The organism is Azospirillum sp. TSO5 (assembly GCF_003116065.1).
GTDB lineage: Bacteria > Pseudomonadota > Alphaproteobacteria > Azospirillales > Azospirillaceae > Azospirillum.
The window spans coordinates 1-15,602 of the sequence record NZ_LGQY01000074.1 but is presented as its reverse complement, the minus strand read 5'-3'; the positions used below and the strand labels follow the sequence as shown (position 1 = coordinate 15,602).

The 15,602-nt window shown below is 67.9% G+C and carries 16 protein-coding genes and 1 tRNA gene; 13 read left to right on the top strand and 4 right to left on the bottom strand.

Going from position 1 to position 15,602, the window contains the following annotated elements:
* Window positions 1-27: 27 nt before the first annotated feature.
* From TSO5_RS19195 to erpA, 4 genes are all read right to left on the bottom strand, one after another.
* Window positions 28-117 (bottom strand) — tRNA-Ser (locus TSO5_RS19195).
* Between the two features lie 71 nt (window positions 118-188).
* Complete coding sequence (locus tag TSO5_RS19190) at window positions 189-761, bottom strand: hypothetical protein (protein ID WP_109153048.1); 573 nt, start codon at window positions 759-761, stop codon at window positions 189-191.
* A 119-nt stretch (window positions 762-880) separates the two neighbouring features.
* Window positions 881-1,654: an exodeoxyribonuclease III gene (locus tag TSO5_RS19185; protein ID WP_109153047.1), complete on the bottom strand. Its 774-nt coding sequence runs from the start codon at window positions 1,652-1,654 to the stop codon at window positions 881-883.
* Between the two features lie 49 nt (window positions 1,655-1,703).
* Complete coding sequence (gene erpA, locus TSO5_RS19180) at window positions 1,704-2,060, bottom strand: iron-sulfur cluster insertion protein ErpA (RefSeq protein WP_109153046.1); 357 nt, start codon at window positions 2,058-2,060, stop codon at window positions 1,704-1,706.
* 192 nt (window positions 2,061-2,252) lie between these two features.
* Between erpA and TSO5_RS19175 the strand changes: the two genes are divergently transcribed.
* The 13 genes from TSO5_RS19175 (at window position 2,253) to TSO5_RS19115 (ending at window position 15,469) form a co-directional block, all read left to right on the top strand.
* The gene (locus TSO5_RS19175; RefSeq protein WP_109153045.1) at window positions 2,253-3,452 is read left to right on the top strand and encodes a deoxyguanosinetriphosphate triphosphohydrolase; all 1,200 of its coding nucleotides are present in this window, start codon (window positions 2,253-2,255) and stop codon (window positions 3,450-3,452) included.
* A 58-nt stretch (window positions 3,453-3,510) separates the two neighbouring features.
* Window positions 3,511-5,271 carry an arginine--tRNA ligase gene (gene argS, locus TSO5_RS19170; RefSeq protein ID WP_109153044.1) on the top strand — a complete coding sequence of 587 codons (1,761 nt, stop codon included), beginning with the start codon at window positions 3,511-3,513 and terminating at the stop codon, window positions 5,269-5,271.
* On the top strand, window positions 5,268-6,332 hold the full coding sequence (locus TSO5_RS19165) for an SPOR domain-containing protein (RefSeq protein WP_109153043.1): 1,065 nt from the start codon (window positions 5,268-5,270) through the stop codon (window positions 6,330-6,332). The genes argS and TSO5_RS19165 overlap by 4 nt, the downstream gene beginning before the upstream one ends.
* A gap of 19 nt (window positions 6,333-6,351) precedes the next feature.
* Window positions 6,352-7,407, top strand: a complete 1,056-nt coding sequence (gene nagZ, locus TSO5_RS19160) for a beta-N-acetylhexosaminidase (RefSeq protein ID WP_109153042.1) — start codon at window positions 6,352-6,354, stop codon at window positions 7,405-7,407.
* 16 nt (window positions 7,408-7,423) lie between these two features.
* Window positions 7,424-8,101: a site-2 protease family protein gene (locus TSO5_RS19155; RefSeq protein WP_109153041.1), complete on the top strand. Its 678-nt coding sequence runs from the start codon at window positions 7,424-7,426 to the stop codon at window positions 8,099-8,101.
* Between the two features lie 10 nt (window positions 8,102-8,111).
* On the top strand, window positions 8,112-8,954 hold the full coding sequence (locus TSO5_RS19150) for a ScpA family protein (protein ID WP_247870831.1): 843 nt from the start codon (window positions 8,112-8,114) through the stop codon (window positions 8,952-8,954).
* Window positions 8,947-9,564 carry an SMC-Scp complex subunit ScpB gene (scpB, locus tag TSO5_RS19145; RefSeq protein ID WP_109153040.1) on the top strand — a complete coding sequence of 206 codons (618 nt, stop codon included), beginning with the start codon at window positions 8,947-8,949 and terminating at the stop codon, window positions 9,562-9,564. The genes TSO5_RS19150 and scpB overlap by 8 nt, the downstream gene beginning before the upstream one ends.
* Before the next feature lie 160 nt (window positions 9,565-9,724).
* Complete coding sequence (locus TSO5_RS19140) at window positions 9,725-9,964, top strand: twin-arginine translocase TatA/TatE family subunit (protein ID WP_042704372.1); 240 nt, start codon at window positions 9,725-9,727, stop codon at window positions 9,962-9,964.
* A gap of 75 nt (window positions 9,965-10,039) precedes the next feature.
* On the top strand, window positions 10,040-10,570 hold the full coding sequence (tatB, locus tag TSO5_RS19135; protein ID WP_109153039.1) for a Sec-independent protein translocase protein TatB: 531 nt from the start codon (window positions 10,040-10,042) through the stop codon (window positions 10,568-10,570).
* Between the two features lie 15 nt (window positions 10,571-10,585).
* Window positions 10,586-11,377 (top strand): twin-arginine translocase subunit TatC, encoded by a 792-nt coding sequence (tatC, locus tag TSO5_RS19130; RefSeq protein WP_109153038.1) that lies wholly within the window; start codon window positions 10,586-10,588, stop codon window positions 11,375-11,377.
* A gap of 130 nt (window positions 11,378-11,507) precedes the next feature.
* Window positions 11,508-14,192: an alanine--tRNA ligase gene (gene alaS / locus TSO5_RS19125; RefSeq protein WP_109153037.1), complete on the top strand. Its 2,685-nt coding sequence runs from the start codon at window positions 11,508-11,510 to the stop codon at window positions 14,190-14,192.
* A gap of 74 nt (window positions 14,193-14,266) precedes the next feature.
* Window positions 14,267-14,599: a DHCW motif cupin fold protein gene (locus TSO5_RS19120; protein ID WP_109153036.1), complete on the top strand. Its 333-nt coding sequence runs from the start codon at window positions 14,267-14,269 to the stop codon at window positions 14,597-14,599.
* Between the two features lie 27 nt (window positions 14,600-14,626).
* A complete protein-coding gene (locus TSO5_RS19115) occupies window positions 14,627-15,469 on the top strand; it encodes a MoxR family ATPase (RefSeq protein ID WP_109153035.1) in 843 nt (280 codons plus the stop codon).
* Window positions 15,470-15,602 lie beyond the last annotated feature (133 nt).

The window sequence follows — 15,602 nt, the reverse complement described above, 5'->3', positions numbered from 1 at the left end:
CCAGAGCCGCTCTTTTTTCGGCTGTCATGGCGGAAGAGGTGGGATTCGAACCCACGGTAGGCTCACACCTACGACGGTTTTCAAGACCGTTGCCTTAAACCACTCGGCCACTCTTCCTTCGGCCCACGGGAGTAGCGAATGCGTCGCGGTGGGTCAAGTGTCGCGCGAAGGCTGTTGCGATTTGCTCCTCAATTCCGGATCGGGCGGCCCAGGGTGCGCAGGCGGCGGGTCGGTTTGGGCGGGCTTGGGCTGTCGGAGAAGTCGGGTAGGCTGGGAGCGCGGGCGATGGTCTTGCGGATCAATTCCGCCGTGGCGTCCAGATCGTCCAGAATCTCCGGCGCCACGCGGTCGGCATAGCGGGGGCTCAGCAGGCGGGTGCGGGTCTGGTCGATGCTGCGCAGTTCGGGCTCGAACAACTCGCGGGCGCCGATGGGCAGGACCTGATCCTCGCGCATGCCGGAGAAGTAATTGCGCATCGCCCGCACCAGCATGCGGGTCAGCAGCAGATCCATCCGCTCGAACTCGGCACGCAGATCGCTGAGACGCGACTCGTCCACGCCGTGCAGATGCTCCTCGGTCAGGGCGAAGAGGGCGCGGATTTCCTCGACCTTGCGGCGGAAGTCGAGGAAGGAGGCGAAGCGGTCGTCGCCCATGTCGCGCTGGGCGCGCTCGGCAAGCTGGGAGGCCTCGGTCGCCTGACGTTCCAATGCCGCCAGCAGAGACTTCACCCGTTCCCGGCCGTTGTCGCCCCCCCACGCCATGCCCGCCCGTCGCTCCCCCGATGACCGCGCCCGCCCGGTTGTCGTCCGGGGCGCGCAGTCATCCTAGAAGCGAAAGTTTTAACAAAATGCTTTTTGTCACGCGGATTCCACAGCCGCGGTCAGGCGTCGCGCAGGTCCAGGATGACCGGGGTGTGGTCGGAGGCCTTTTCCAGGCCGCGCGGGCCGCGGTCGATGGTGCAGCCGGCCAGACGGTCGGCGGCCTGCGGCGACAGCAGGAAATGGTCGATGCGCAGGCCGTTGTCGCGCGGCCAACTGCCGGCCTGATAATCCCAGAAGGTATAGGCGCGGTCGTCGTCATGCAGGGCGCGGTACGCCTCGGTCAGGCCGAGATTCAGCAGGGCGCGGAACTTGGCGCGCGATTCCGGGCGGAACAGCGCGTCGCCGGCGAAGGCCTGCGGCGAGAAGACGTCGCGCGCCTCCGGGATGATGTTGTAATCGCCGCCTAGCACCACCGGGATTTCCTGCGCCAGCAGGGTCCAGGCATGGTCGTACAGCCGGTCCATCCAGCGCAGCTTGTAGGCGAATTTCTCGCCCGGCACCGGGTTGCCGTTGGGCAGATAGAGCGAGGCGATGCGCACGCCCGACACGGTGGCCTCGACATAGCGGGCCTGTTCGTCCTCAGGCTCACCGGGCAGGCGGGTCAGCACGTCCTCCGCCGGGGTCTTCGACAGCAATGCCACGCCATTGTAGGCCTTCTGCCCGACGGCATTGACGTGATAGCCGAGATCCTCGAACGCCGCACGCGGGAAGGCGGCGGTCTCGCATTTGATTTCCTGGAAGAGCACGACGTCCGGGGACGCCGCGCGCAGCCAGTCGGTGATCAGCGGAAGGCGGGCCTTCGCCGAGTTGACGTTCCAGGTGGCGATCTTCACGAAACAGGCCTGCCTTCTTTTCTTGGTTTTGGGCGGTCAGACCGCGGCCTTAGACCGCGAAGGAATTGCCGCAGCCGCAGGACGCGGTGGCGTTCGGGTTCTTGATCTGGAAAGCGGCACCCATCAGGTCCTCGACATAATCCAGCGTCGCGCCGGCCAGCAGATCGAGCGAGGCGTCGTCGGTGACCACCTTCGTGCCGTCCTTCTCGAAGACATGGTCCTCGTCGGTCGCGGTTTCGTCGAAGGTGAAGCCGTACTGGAAGCCGGAGCAGCCGCCGCCGGAGACGGTCAGGCGCAGCATCAGCTTGGGATTGCCCTCCTGCTCGATCAGGAAGGCGACACGCTTGGCGGCGCTTTCGCTGACGCCGAGGACGCGGGTTTCGGTGGGCAGTGCGGTGTCGGGCATGGGATGGCCCCTCTGGTGCGGTGCGGGAGTTGCGACAAATGTAAGGGGGATCGGGGGCTTCGTCAAAGTATGGGCACCCTTGCGCCAAACCGTTGCGCTTCTGGCACGCTTGTCCGTCGGCAGCGCCGGGGGGCGGGGCATAGCACGCCTTCGCCGTTGCGCCTGCGTTTTCCCGCCGGTAGTGTCCGCCCCATGACGGCGGACTGTTCCCACGATCGGCTGGCTCCCTTTGCCTGCAACCCGGCGGACACGCGCGGGCGGCTGGTGGCGGAGCCGGAAAGCCCGACGCGCTCGTGCTTTCAGCGCGACCGCGACCGCATCGTGCATTCCGGGGCCTTCCGCCGGCTGAAGCACAAGACGCAGGTCTTCGTCTATCACGAGGGTGACTATTACCGCACCCGGCTGACCCACAGCCTGGAGGTTGCGCAGATCGCGCGCTCCATCAGCCGCACGCTCGGCCTGAACGAGGATCTGGCGGAGGCGGTGGCGCTGGCCCACGACCTTGGTCACACCCCCTTCGGCCATGCCGGCGAAGACGCGCTGAACGCCTGCATGGAGCCGTTCGGCGGCTTTGCCCACAACGACCAGACCTTGCGCATCCTGACGCGGCTGGAACGGCGCTATGCCGAGTTCGATGGGCTGAACCTGACCTGGGAAGCGGTGGAGGGCGTGGTCAAGCACAACGGCCCGCTGCTGCCGCTGCTGCCCGGACAGCGGCTGCCGACGACGATCGCCGCCTTCCAGGGCGAGTGGGATCTGGAGCTGCACACCAATCCGGGGGCCGAGGCGCAGGTGGCGGCGCTGGCCGACGACATCGCCTACAACAACCACGACATTGACGACGGCCTGCGCGCCGGCCTGTTCACGGTCGAGGAGGTGGCGGAACTGCCGCTGGTCGGCCCGATCATCCGCGAGGTCTGTGACCGCTATCCGGGGCTGGAGCGCTCGCGCCTGATCCATGAGACGGTGCGGCGGATGATCAACGCCATGGTCGTCGATCTGGTGACCGAGACGCGGCGGCGGCTGGCGGAGCACAAGCCGGGAAGCGCGGCCGAGCTGCGCGCCCTGCCGCTGGCGATGGTCAGCTTCTCCGACGGGATGCTGGAGGCGCAGCGGCCGTTGCGCGCCTTCCTGCGCCAGCGCATGTACCGGCATTATCGCGTCAACCGCGAGATGAGCAAGTGCAAGCGCGTGGTGCGCGCCCTGTTCGAACTGTTCATGGACGAGCCCAACACCCTGCCGACCGAATGGCAGCGCGACATCGCCAAGGCAGGCGGCGACGCCGACCTTGCGGTGCGTGCCCGCCATGTGGCCGACTATATCGCCGGCATGACCGACCGCTACGCGCTGGCCGAACATGACCGGCTGTTCGACCTGCATGTAAAAACCTGACGCGTGAAGACCTGAGCCGCGAGGCTCCTGTGACCTCCTGAAAAGACGACCTGAGACGATGAATATTTTCAAGGCCTTCGAGACCGATATTCGCAAGCTGCTGGAAGAGCTGGCCGCGGAGGGTGCCATCCCCGCCGGGCTGGACAGCAGCCGTCTGACGGTCGAGCCGCCGCGCGATGCCTCGCATGGCGACCTGTCCACGAACGCCGCGATGATCCTGGCGAAGCCGGCGAAGATGGCGCCGCGCGCCCTGGCGGAACTGCTGGTCGCCAAGCTGAAGAGCCGCGCCGACGTGGCGTCGGTCGAGATCGCCGGTCCGGGCTTCGTCAACCTGCGCCTGACCCCGGACGTCTGGCGTGATCGCATCCGCGACGTGCTGACCGCCGGCACTGCTTATGGCGACAGCGAGTTGGGCGGCAAGACGCCGGTCAATGTGGAGTATGTGTCGGCCAACCCGACCGGCCCGCTGCATGCCGCCCATGGCCGCGGCGCCGTGTTCGGCGACGCGCTGGCCTCGCTGTTGGAAAAGGCCGGCTACGCCGTCAGCCGGGAATATTACATCAACGATGCTGGCGCCCAGGTCGATGTGCTGGGGCGGTCCACCTTCATCCGCTACCGCGAGGCGCTGGGCGAGGAGGTGGGCGAGATTCCGGCCGGCCTCTATCCCGGCGAATATCTGAAGGAGGTCGGGCAGGCCCTGGCCGAGCGCGACGGCAACCGCTGGGTCGGCACCGACGAGTCCGAATGGCTGCCGGCCTGCCGCGACTTCGCGATTTCCATGATCATGGGCTGGATCAAGGAGGATCTCGGCGTCCTCGGCGTCACCATGGACGTCTACAGCAGCGAGCGCGCGCTGGTCACCGCCGGTGCGGTCGACAAGGCGCTGACGGCGCTGGAGGAACGCGGCCTGATCTACACCGGCGTGCTGGAGCCGCCGAAGGGCAAGAAGCCCGACGATTGGGAGCCGCGCCCGCAGACCCTGTTCAAGTCCACCGATTTCGGCGACGACGTCGACCGGCCGCTGAAGAAGTCGGACGGCTCCTTCACCTATTTCTCGAACGACATCGCCTATCACTTCGACAAGTACAAGCGCGGGTTCGGCAGCCTGATCGACGTGTGGGGCGCCGACCATGGCGGCTACGTCAAGCGCATGCAGTCGGCGACCACCGCGGTGACTGAGGGCAAGGCGTTGCTGGACGTGAAGCTCTGCCAGCTGGTCCATCTGATGCAGAACGGCCAGCCGGTGAAGATGTCCAAGCGCGCCGGCACCTTCGTGACGCTGCGCGACGTGATCGATCAGGTCGGCAAGGACGTGGTCCGCTTCATCATGCTGACCCGCCGCAACGACCAGACGCTGGATTTCGACTTCGCCAAGGTGACGGAGCAGTCGAAGGACAACCCGGTCTTCTACGTGCAGTACGCCCACGCCCGCTGCCGCTCGGTCCTGCGCCATGCCGCGACGGCGCTGCCGCAGCTTGACCAGATGCCGGCCTCGCTCGCCTCCGCCGCCAACCTCGCCCGGCTGGATGCGGAGGAGGAGATGGCGCTCGCCAAGCGCATGGCCACCTGGCCGCGCGTGGTCGAGGCGGCGGCGGAGGCGCATGAGCCGCACCGCATCGCCTTCTTCCTCTACGATCTCGCGAGCGACTTCCACGCTCTGTGGAACCGGGGCCGCGACGATGCCTCGCTGCGCTTCCTGATCGAGGGCGATGCGGAGCTAACGACCGCCCGTCTGGCGCTGATCGCCGCGGTGGCGACGGTCATCGCGTCGGGTCTGAAGGTGATGGGTGTCGAACCGGTGGAGGAACTGCGTTCATGAGGTACGACGGCGACGTCAACTACGCGGCCAATCCCTATGGGATGCCGCCCCGACAGTCCGCGAACAAGCGCGGGCTGCTGGCGCTCGGCTTCGCCGTGGTCGGCGTCGTTGCCTTCGCCGGTGCGGCGGTCGTCGGGCTCCGCGGGCATGACCGGCTGTCCGGCGACGGCCCGCCGCTGCTGGCCGCTGATCCCACCCCGCCCAAGTCGCGTCCCGACCAGCCGGGCGGGATGGAGGTGCCGCACCAGGACATCCTGGCCTATGAGCGGCTACGCGACCATGACGGCGGGCGCGGCAATCAGGTGGAACGGCTGCTGCCGCCGCCGGAGGTGCCGCTGCCGCGCCCGGTGGTGACGCCGCAGATGCCGGCCGTGGTGCCGCTGCCGTCGGTCCCGTCGGTGGCCCAGCTGCCGCCGGGCGCCACCGCCACCGTGCCGCGCGACAGCGTCGCCGCGGCGGTCGCGGCTGTCGCCCCGCTGACCGCCCCGGAGCCGGCACCCGGCCTGTCCGCCACGGACCCGGCCGCCGCGCCGCCGGTTCAGACCCAAGCCACCCAGGCGCCGCCCAGCGTGGTCGCCAAGCCGCAGCAGCCGCCCGCCGCTCCCTCTAAGCCGGTTGTCCAGCAGCAGGCCTCTACGGCGAAGCCCCCCGCTCCGCCGCCGGTCCAGCAGACTGCCGCTCCGTCGATGGGACAGCTGATCGCCAAGCTGGAGGCCGCCTCGCTGCCGGCCGCCCCGGCCAAGGCGGCGCCTCAGCCGGCGAAGGCTGCGCCCGCCGCCATGCCCGCCCCCACGCCCGCTGTTGTCGGCGGCAGCGGCGGCTGGCGGGTCCAGCTGGCGTCGGTGCGCAGCGAAGGCGAGGCCGCGGCCGAATGGCGCCGTCTGGCCGGGCGCCATTCCGATGCGCTTGGCGGCCTGTCCATGCATGTCGCCAAGGTCGATCTCGGTCCGAAGGGCGTCTTCTACCGGGTGCAGGGCGCCGGCGCCGATGAGGCGCGGGCCAAGTCCGTCTGCGCCCAGCTGCGCGCACAGAATGTGGGGTGTGTGGTTGTCCGTCCCTGATTCGGTGGGTCGTAACCTAGTGGACCCCGCCACCCCGGTTGCCCGTCCGCGCGCGGTCGTCTTCGGCTGCGCCGGGCTGGAGGTGACGCCCGACGAGGCCGCCTTCTTCCGCGACGCCGATCCGCTCGGCTTCATCCTGTTCCGCCGCAACTGCGACAGCCGCGACCAGATGCGCCGGCTGGTGGACGATCTGCGCGCCAGCGTCCGTCGGCCGGACGCCCCGGTGCTGATCGACCAAGAGGGCGGCCGGGTCGCGCGGATGCGCCCACCGCATTGGCCGGCCCACCCGCCGATGGGCGTGTTCGGCGCGCTCGCCGAAAGCGACGCCGCGGCCGGGCGTGAGGCCGCCCATGAGGCCGCTTGGATCAACGGCCGGCTGCTCGCCCATATGCTGGCGGAGGTCGGCATCACGGTCGATTGCGCCCCGGTTTGCGACGTTCCGGTCGAGGGCGCGCACGACATCATCGGCGACCGCGCCTTCTCGCGCGATCCCGCCCTGGTGATCGATCTCGCCCGCGCCACCGCCGACGGGCTGCTGGCCGGCGGCGTGCTGCCGGTGGTCAAGCATATCCCCGGCCACGGACGCGCCTTCGCCGACAGCCATGCCGAGCTGCCGGTGGTGGAGGCCGATCGCGCGACGCTGGAAGCCACCGACTTCGCCCCCTTCCGCGCGCTGGCCGACCTGCCGCTGGCGATGGTGGCGCATGTGGTGCTGAAGGCCATCGACCCGACGGCGCCGGCCAGCACCTCCGCCATCGTGGTGCGCGAGGTGGTGCGGGGGCCGTCGATCGGCTTCGGTGGCCTGCTGTTCAGCGACGATCTGTCGATGAACGCGCTGCAGGGCGACCCGAAGTCGCGGGCGGAAGCGGTGCTGGCGGCCGGCATGGATGTCGTGCTCCACTGCAACGGCGATCTGGCCGAGATGCGGTCTCTGATCGACGCCGTGCCGGCGCTGAGCGGCGCGGCGGCCGAGCGCTGGGCGCGGGCGGAGGCGATGCGTCACGCGCCGGAACCGGCGGACATCGCGGCATTGACGACCCGGCTGGCCGAGCTTCTCGGCACGGCCCAAGCCTGACGGACGGGAGCGGACGATGGAGGAATGGATCTTCCAGGTGACGGCCGTGGCCCTGCCGGCCATCCTCGCCATCACCATGCACGAGGCGGCGCACGGCTTCGTCGCCTGGAGGCTGGGCGACGACACCGCCTATCGGCTGGGGCGCGTCACCTTCAATCCGATCCGCCACATCGACCCGTTCGGGACGATCCTGCTGCCGGCGCTGATGTATTTCACCACCGGATTCGTCTTCGGCTGGGCCAAGCCGGTGCCGGTCAATTTCGCCCGGCTGGACCATCCACGCCGCGACATGGTGTGGGTGGCGCTTGCCGGTCCGGGGACCAACTTCCTGCTGGCGGTGGCGTCGGCGGTGCTCTGGCGGCTGGTCAATCCGGAAAACAGCTATATCGAACTGTGGATCCGCTCCGCCGCCGAGGTGTCGGTGCTGGTCAACGTCATCCTGATGGTCTTCAATCTGATCCCGCTGCCGCCGCTGGACGGCGGACGGGTCGCGGTCGGCATCCTGCCGGATTTTCTGGCGGTGCCGCTGGCGAAGCTGGAGCGCTTCGGGCTGCTGATCCTGATGGCGGCCTTCTTCCTGCTGCCGATGCTGGGGCGGCAGATCGGCATGGATCTCAGCGTCATGCATTGGGTGCTGGGCCCGCCCGTGGATGCGGTGATCGACTTCATCCGCATCCTGACCGGCAACGACTGAAAGCGATCATATGGCTGATCTGGTGGCCGATCTGGTGGCCGGGCGTGTGGGCGACGCCCCCGCTGCCGCGGAGGCGTCGCCGTCCGAGCAGCTTCTGCTGGTGCTGGACGGCTTCGAGGGACCGCTCGACATGCTGCTGGCGTTGGGGCGTGACCAGAAGGTCGACCTGACGCGCATCTCCATCCTGGAACTGGCCGACCAATATCTCGCCTTCGTGGCGGAGGCGCGGAAGGTGCGGCTGGAGCTGGCGGCCGACTATCTGGTGATGGCGGCGTGGCTGGCCTACTTGAAGTCGCGCCTGCTGCTGCCCGAACCGGAGGGGGAGGAGCCGTCCGGTGAGGATATGGCGGCGGCGCTCGCCTTCCAGCTCCAGCGGCTGGAGGCGATGAAGGGCGTGGCCGAAAAGCTGTTCGCCCGCCCGCGCCTGGGCATCGACGTCCACCCGCGCGGCGCGCCGGAGGATTTGGACCTGCAGCGCAAGTCGGTCTACGAGGTCACGCTGTTCGACCTGCTGCGCGCCTATGGCCAGCAGCGCGCCCGCAAGGACTCCTCGGTCCTGCACATCGCCCCGGTCCGCCTTTATTCGATGGAGGAGGCGGTGCAGCGCCTGTCGTCGCTGCTGGGCCGCATGCCGGACTGGGCGACGCTGGCGAGTTTCCTGCCGGGCGGGGAGGGCGGCGGGCTGCTGACCCGCTCCGCCCTGGCTGCCCATTTCGCGGCGACGCTGGAGCTGGCGAAGGCCGGCCGGGTGGAACTGCGCCAGGAGGGCGCTTTCGCCCCGCTCTATGTCCGCGGACGCTCCGGCGATTCCCAGGGCGGCGACAATTCGGAAGAAGCACAGTCCCATGATTAAGGAAGTCACCGACGCCCACGAGGCGGAGGCCCGCATCGGCAGGCTGCGCCTGTTGGAGGCGCTGCTGTTCGCCTCGGCCGAGCCTTTGGACGAGGAGACGCTGGCCGGACGGATCGGGACGGAGGTCGGCCCGCTGCTGGAGGAACTGCGTGCCCATTACGCCCCGCGCGGCGTCAATCTGGTGCGCACCGGCGGCGGCTGGGCCTTCCGCACCGCGGTCGATCTGGCGCCGGAGCTGCGGCGGGAGGAGGAAGTGTCGCGCAAGCTCTCGCGCGCCGCCATCGAAACGCTGGCGATCATCGCCTATCACCAGCCGGTGACCAGGGCCGAGATCGAATCGATCCGTGGCGTCGCCACCAGCAAGGGCACGCTGGACCTGCTGATGGAACATGGCTGGATCCGGCCGGGCAAGCGGCGGGAGACGCCGGGCCGGCCGCTGACCTGGATCACCACCGACCATTTCCTCGATCATTTCGGGCTGGAAAGCCTGCGCGACCTGCCCAGCGTCGACGACCTGCGCGCCGCCGGCCTGCTGGACAGCCGCCCGGTGCTGCTCGGGTTGGGGACGGCGGGTGACGACAGCGCGCTGGGGACCGACGGCGATGCGTGACTTCCGGGCGGGACCGCGTTTTTAGGGGGCTGCCGCGCGAATTCCCGTGAAAGCTCAATGACAACCGTTTAAGGATGGTGGGGCGAACGTTGCGGCCCTACGGCCTTTCTGCCATAGTGCCGCCCCGCCGCTAAGGCCGTTCAAACGTGATAGGCGCGCCATGGGTTCTTTCAGCATCTGGCACTGGATCATCGTTCTTCTGATCGTTCTTCTGCTGTTCGGCGCCGGTAAGCTGCCGAAGGTGATGGGCGACCTCGCCAAGGGCGTGAAGTCCTTCAAGGCTGGCCTGCAGGACGACAGCGACGATGCAGCCCCGGGCAGCAACGCCAAGACCATCCCGAACCAGCCGGCCAACACGGCCGAAACCGCGGCCAAGAAGGACGAGGCGGTCCGCAGCTGACCGGCGGGCGCGCGGGCGCCCATTCGGAACGCCGCGCGCCGACCCTGCCCACCGCATTCGTGAAGCCGGAAGAACATGTTCGACATCGCTTGGTCCGAACTGATGGTGATCGCCGTGATCGCCCTTGTGGTCATCGGACCCAAGGATCTGCCGAAGGCGATCTTCACGCTCGGCAAATGGGTGCGTAAGGCCAGAGGCGTCGCGCGCGAATTCCAGACCCACATCGACGACATGATGCGGGAAACCGAGTTGGACGAGCTTCGCAAGGAAGCGCTGAAGACCCGCGACCTGAACATCAAGAAGATGATGGAAGACACCATCGATCCGAAGGGAGAGGTGGGCAAGGCCTTCGATCCCAAGAGCTTCGATGTCGGGCTGAACGGCCATCAGGGCAGCACCCCGGAGCCGGACCTGCCGCAGGTGCAGGCGCCCTCCGCTCCGGCGCCCACCGCTCCGGCGGTGACCGACAGCGTGGTCCCGTCGGCTGCCCCGTCTCCGATTACCACCGAACCGCCGCAACCGGTTCCGGCCCCTGTGCCGCAGCCCGCTCCGGCCCCTCGGCCGGATGCCGTGGCCTCCGCCCAGCCGACCGACAAGCAGACCTGAAGATAAAGACGGGCCATGACCGGCGAAACGCAGCAGGACGAACTCGAAGACAGCAAGATGCCGCTGATCGATCACCTGATCGAGCTGCGGAACCGGCTGATGTGGTCGATCGGTGCAATCCTGATCGCCTTCCTGCTGTGTTATGCGGTGTCGGACAGGATCTATAACTTCCTGGTGCAGCCGCTGGCCGACCTGCTGGCGGGGCAGGGGCGGCGGATGATCTACACCGGCCTGACCGAAGCCTTCTTCACCTACGTGAAGGTGGCGTTCTGGGCCGGCTGCTTCATCTCCTTCCCGATCATCGCCGCACAGATCTGGATGTTCGTGGCGCCGGGGCTGTACAAGCACGAGCGCAAGGCGTTCCTGCCCTTCCTGGTGGCGACGCCGGTGATGTTCCTGACCGGCGCCGGCATCGTCTATTACTTCATCTTCCCGATGGCCTGGCGCTTCTTCCTGGGATTCGAGTTCCATCCCGGCGGCGACGCCAACGCCCTGCCCATCGAGTTCGAGGCGCGCGTCGGCGAATACCTGCATCTGGTGATGTCGCTGATCTTCGCCTTCGGCATCGCCTTCCAATTGCCGGTCCTGCTGACGCTGCTGGTCCGCGTCGGCATCATCAGCACCGACGCGCTGGCGTCGAAGCGGCGCTATGCCATCGTCGGCGCTTTCATCGCCGCCGCGGTGCTGACCCCGCCGGACGTCATCAGCCAGGTCAGTCTGGCGCTGCCGCTGATCGCGCTCTACGAAATCGCGATCATCATCGGCCGCCGGATCGAAAAGGCGCGGGCCGAGACGGAAGCCCAATAGTCGGCCGGGCTTTTTGTCTGCCGTGACGCAGGGTAATAATCCGTCCGTCGTGGACATGCCGCCATTCTCGCGCTAAAAGCACGGTTCGGCCAATGGAAGGCCGCAGCCGCGCACCCGGAGCCTTGACCGTATGCAGACCGCCAACGACATCCGTCGCACGTTCCTGGATTTCTTCGCCAAGCAGGGCCATCAGAAAGTCGATTCGTCGCCGCTCGTGCCGCGCAACGACCCGACGCTGATGTTCACCAACGCCGGCATGGTCCAGTTCAAGAACGTCTTCACCGGTGCCGAGACGCGGCCGTACAAGCGCGCCGTCACCTCGCAGAAATGCGTACGCGCCGGCGGCAAGCACAACGACCTGGACAATGTCGGCTACACCGCGCGGCACCACACCTTCTTCGAGATGCTGGGGAACTTCTCCTTCGGCGATTATTTCAAGGACGACGCCATCGCGTTCGCCTGGAACCTGATCACCAAGGAATATGGTCTGCCGGCCGACAAGCTGCTGGTGACGGTCCACACCTCCGACGAGGATGCGGCGGCGATCTGGCGCAAGGTCGCCGGCCTGTCGGACGACCGCATCATCCGCATCCCGACCGACGACAATTTCTGGCGCATGGGCGACACCGGCCCCTGCGGCCCGTGCTCCGAGATTTTCTTCGATCACGGCCCGTCGATCGCCGGCGGCCCGCCGGGCAGCCCGGACGAGGATGGCGACCGCTTCATCGAGATCTGGAACCTCGTGTTCATGCAGTATGAACAGCTGGGTCCGGACAATCTGGTGGCGCTGCCCAAGCCGTCGATCGACACCGGCATGGGGCTGGAGCGTCTGGCCGCCGTCCTGCAGGGCAAGCACGACAACTACGACATCGACCTGATGCGGGCGCTGATCATGGCGTCGGCGGAGGCGACCAAGACCTCGCCGGACGGCGCGCATGCCGTGTCGCACCGCGTCATCGCCGACCATCTGCGCTCCACCTCCTTCCTGATCGCCGACGGCGTGCTGCCGTCGAACGAGGGTCGCGGTTATGTGCTGCGCCGCATCATGCGCCGTGCCATGCGCCACGCCCACATGATCGGCGCGCGCGAGCCGCTGATGCACCGTCTGGTCCCGGCGCTGATCCAGCAGATGGGCGACGCCTATCCGGAGCTGAGCCGCGCCCGCGCCCTGATCGTCGAGACGCTGAAGCTGGAGGAAACCCGCTTCAAGCAGACGCTGGAGCGCGGCCTGCGCCTGCTGGAGGACGAGGTCGGCCATCTGGGCGAAGGCCAGCCGCTGGCCGGCGACGTCGCCTTCAAGCTGTACGACACCTACGGCTTCCCGCTCGACCTGACGCAGGACGTGCTGCGCGGCCAGGGCCGGGCGGTGGACGAGGCCGGCTTCAAGGCGGCGATGGACGAGCAGCGCCGCAAGGCCCGCGAATCCTGGGCCGGCTCGGGTGAGGTCGGCACCGAGAAGCTGTGGTACGAGATCAAGGACGAGCTGGGCGCCACCGAGTTCTTCGGCTACGACACCGAAGTGGCCGAGGGCAAGGTGACCGCCATCGTCAAGGGCGATGCCCGCGTCGAGGCCGCCACCATCGGCGATCAGGTGATGGTCGTGGTCAACCAGACGCCCTTCTACGGCGAATCGGGCGGTCAGGTCGGCGATTCCGGCGTGATCTTCTCCGCCGGCGGGGCCGAGGTCGCGGTTTCCGACACGTTGAAGAAGCTGGGCGCGGTGTGGGCGCATGTCGGCACCGTCACCAAGGGCACCCTGAGCGTCGGCGACGTGGTCGAACTGCGCGTGGACACCGAGCGCCGCGCCGCCATCCGCGCCAACCACTCCGCCACCCACCTGCTGCACGAGGCGCTGCGCCATCGCCTGGGCGACCATGTCACCCAGAAGGGCTCGCTGGTGGCGCCGGAGCGTCTGCGCTTCGACATCAGCCAGCCGACCGGCCTGTCCGCCGCCGACATCGCCGCCATCGAGGACGAGGTGAACCGCCGCGTCCTCGCCAACAGCGAGGTCATCACTCGTCTGATGTCCCCGGACGAGGCCCGCGCCCAGGGCGCCATGGCCCTGTTCGGCGAGAAGTACGGCGACGAGGTCCGCGTCGTCTCCATGGGCGGCCCGCATGGCGAGGTGGACCGCGATTACTCGATCGAGCTGTGCGGCGGCACCCATGTCCGCCGCACCGGCGACATCGGCGTGTTCAAGATCGTCTCCGAAGGCGCCGTCGCCGCCGGTGTCCGCCGCATCGAGGCGCTGACCGGCACCGGCGCCAAGGCGTGGCTGTCCGAACGCGACCATCTGCTGACCGAGGCGGCGAGCGTCCTGAAGGTCAAGCCCGACGAGGTCCCGGCCCGCGTGGCGGTCCTGGTCGAGGAACGCCGCAAGATGGAGCGCGAGTTGGCCGAGCTGCGCCGGCAGGTCGCCCTTAGTGGAGCGATGGGGGGCGGTGGCGCGAAGGCCGATGGCGGCAATGAGGCCAAGGACGTCGCCGGCGTGAAGTTCGCCGCCCGCGTGGTCGAAGGCCTGCCGGCCAAGGACCTGAAGCCGATGGCCGATGAGCTGAAGAAGCAGGTCGGCTCCGGTGTCGTCGTGCTGATCGCCTCGAACGAGGGTAAAGCCTCGATCGTCATCGGCGTGACCGACGACCTGACCGGCAGCTTGAGCGCCGTCGATCTGGTCCGCGTCGGCGCCGAGGCGCTGGGCGGCAAGGGTGGCGGCGGCCGGCCGGACATGGCCCAGGCCGGCGGCCCCGACGCCTCGCTGGCTCCGGCGGCGGTCGAGGCCATCGAAAAGGCGATCGCGGCCAAGAAGGCCTCCTGATCGCACTGAAACCCGGCCCCCGGATCGCTCCGGGGGCCGTTTTTCTGTTCGTGCCGTCTTCATAAGGTCCGGCGATGGAACTGCCCACTCTGCCCTTCACCGTGACCGACTGGGCCGCTGTCCCGGTCACCGAACATCCGGGCGAAACCGGCAAGGCGCTTTGGCGCAGCTTCCATGCCGGGGACCTGCGGGTTCGGCTGGTCGAATACACGCCGGGCTATCTGGCCGACCATTGGTGCGACCGCGGCCATGTGCTGTTCGTGGTCAGCGGCGAACTGATTACCGAGCTGAAGGACGGCCGCCGTTTCGTCCTGACCGCCGGCATGAGCTATCAGGTGTCCGATTTCGGCGACGAACCGCATCGGTCCTCGACCGAAACCGGTGCCACCCTGTTTATCGTGGACTGAAACCTTCTCGCTTGAGGGAGCCCACCCATGCGCTTCACCGGAACCGACCGCTATGTCGCCACCGACGACCTGATGGTGGCGGTCAACGCCGCCATCACGCTGGAGCGGCCGCTTCTGGTGAAGGGCGAGCCCGGCACCGGCAAGACCGTGCTGGCGGTGGAGATCGCCCGCGCGCTGAACAAGCCGCTCTTGTCCTGGCATGTGAAGTCGACGACCAAGGCGCAGCAGGGCCTCTACGAATACGACGCGGTCAGCCGCCTGCGCGACAGCCAGTTGGGCGAGGCGAAGGTCCACGACATCGCCAACTACATCGTCCGCGGCAAGCTGTGGGAGGCCTTCGAGGCGCCGGAGTCTCCGGTCCTGCTGATCGACGAGATCGACAAGGCCGACATCGAGTTCCCCAATGACCTGCTGCTGGAACTCGACCGTATGGAGTTCCACGTCTACGAAACCCGTCAGACGATCAAGGCGGCCAAGCGCCCCATCGTCATCATCACCTCCAACAACGAGAAGGAGCTGCCGGACGCCTTTCTGCGCCGCTGCTTCTTCCACTACATCCGCTTCCCCGAACGCGAGACGATGGAGCGCATCGTCGAGGTCCATTACCCCGGCCTGAAATCCGCCCTGCTGCGCGAGGCGCTGAACCTGTTCTACGACCTGCGCGAGGTTCCGGGGCTGAAGAAGAAGCCCTCGACCTCCGAGCTGTTGGACTGGATCAAGCTGCTGATGGTCGAGGACGTCGATCCCGAGACCCTGCGCGCCAAGGACGCCCGCACGCTGATCCCGCCGCTGTGCGGCGCGCTGCTGAAGAACGAGCAGGACGTCCACACGCTGGAACGGCTGGCTTTTCTGGCCAAGCGGGGGCGGTGAGGGGCGGAGTTCTCAAGGCGGCTGCCCCCTCCCCATCCCTCCCCCTCTTCGAGGGTAAGCGTTGTGTGACGACACCTCCGACGTGATCGTGGTTCATGAAATATTCCGTTGGTCGCAGCTCAGCGGGGTAAGA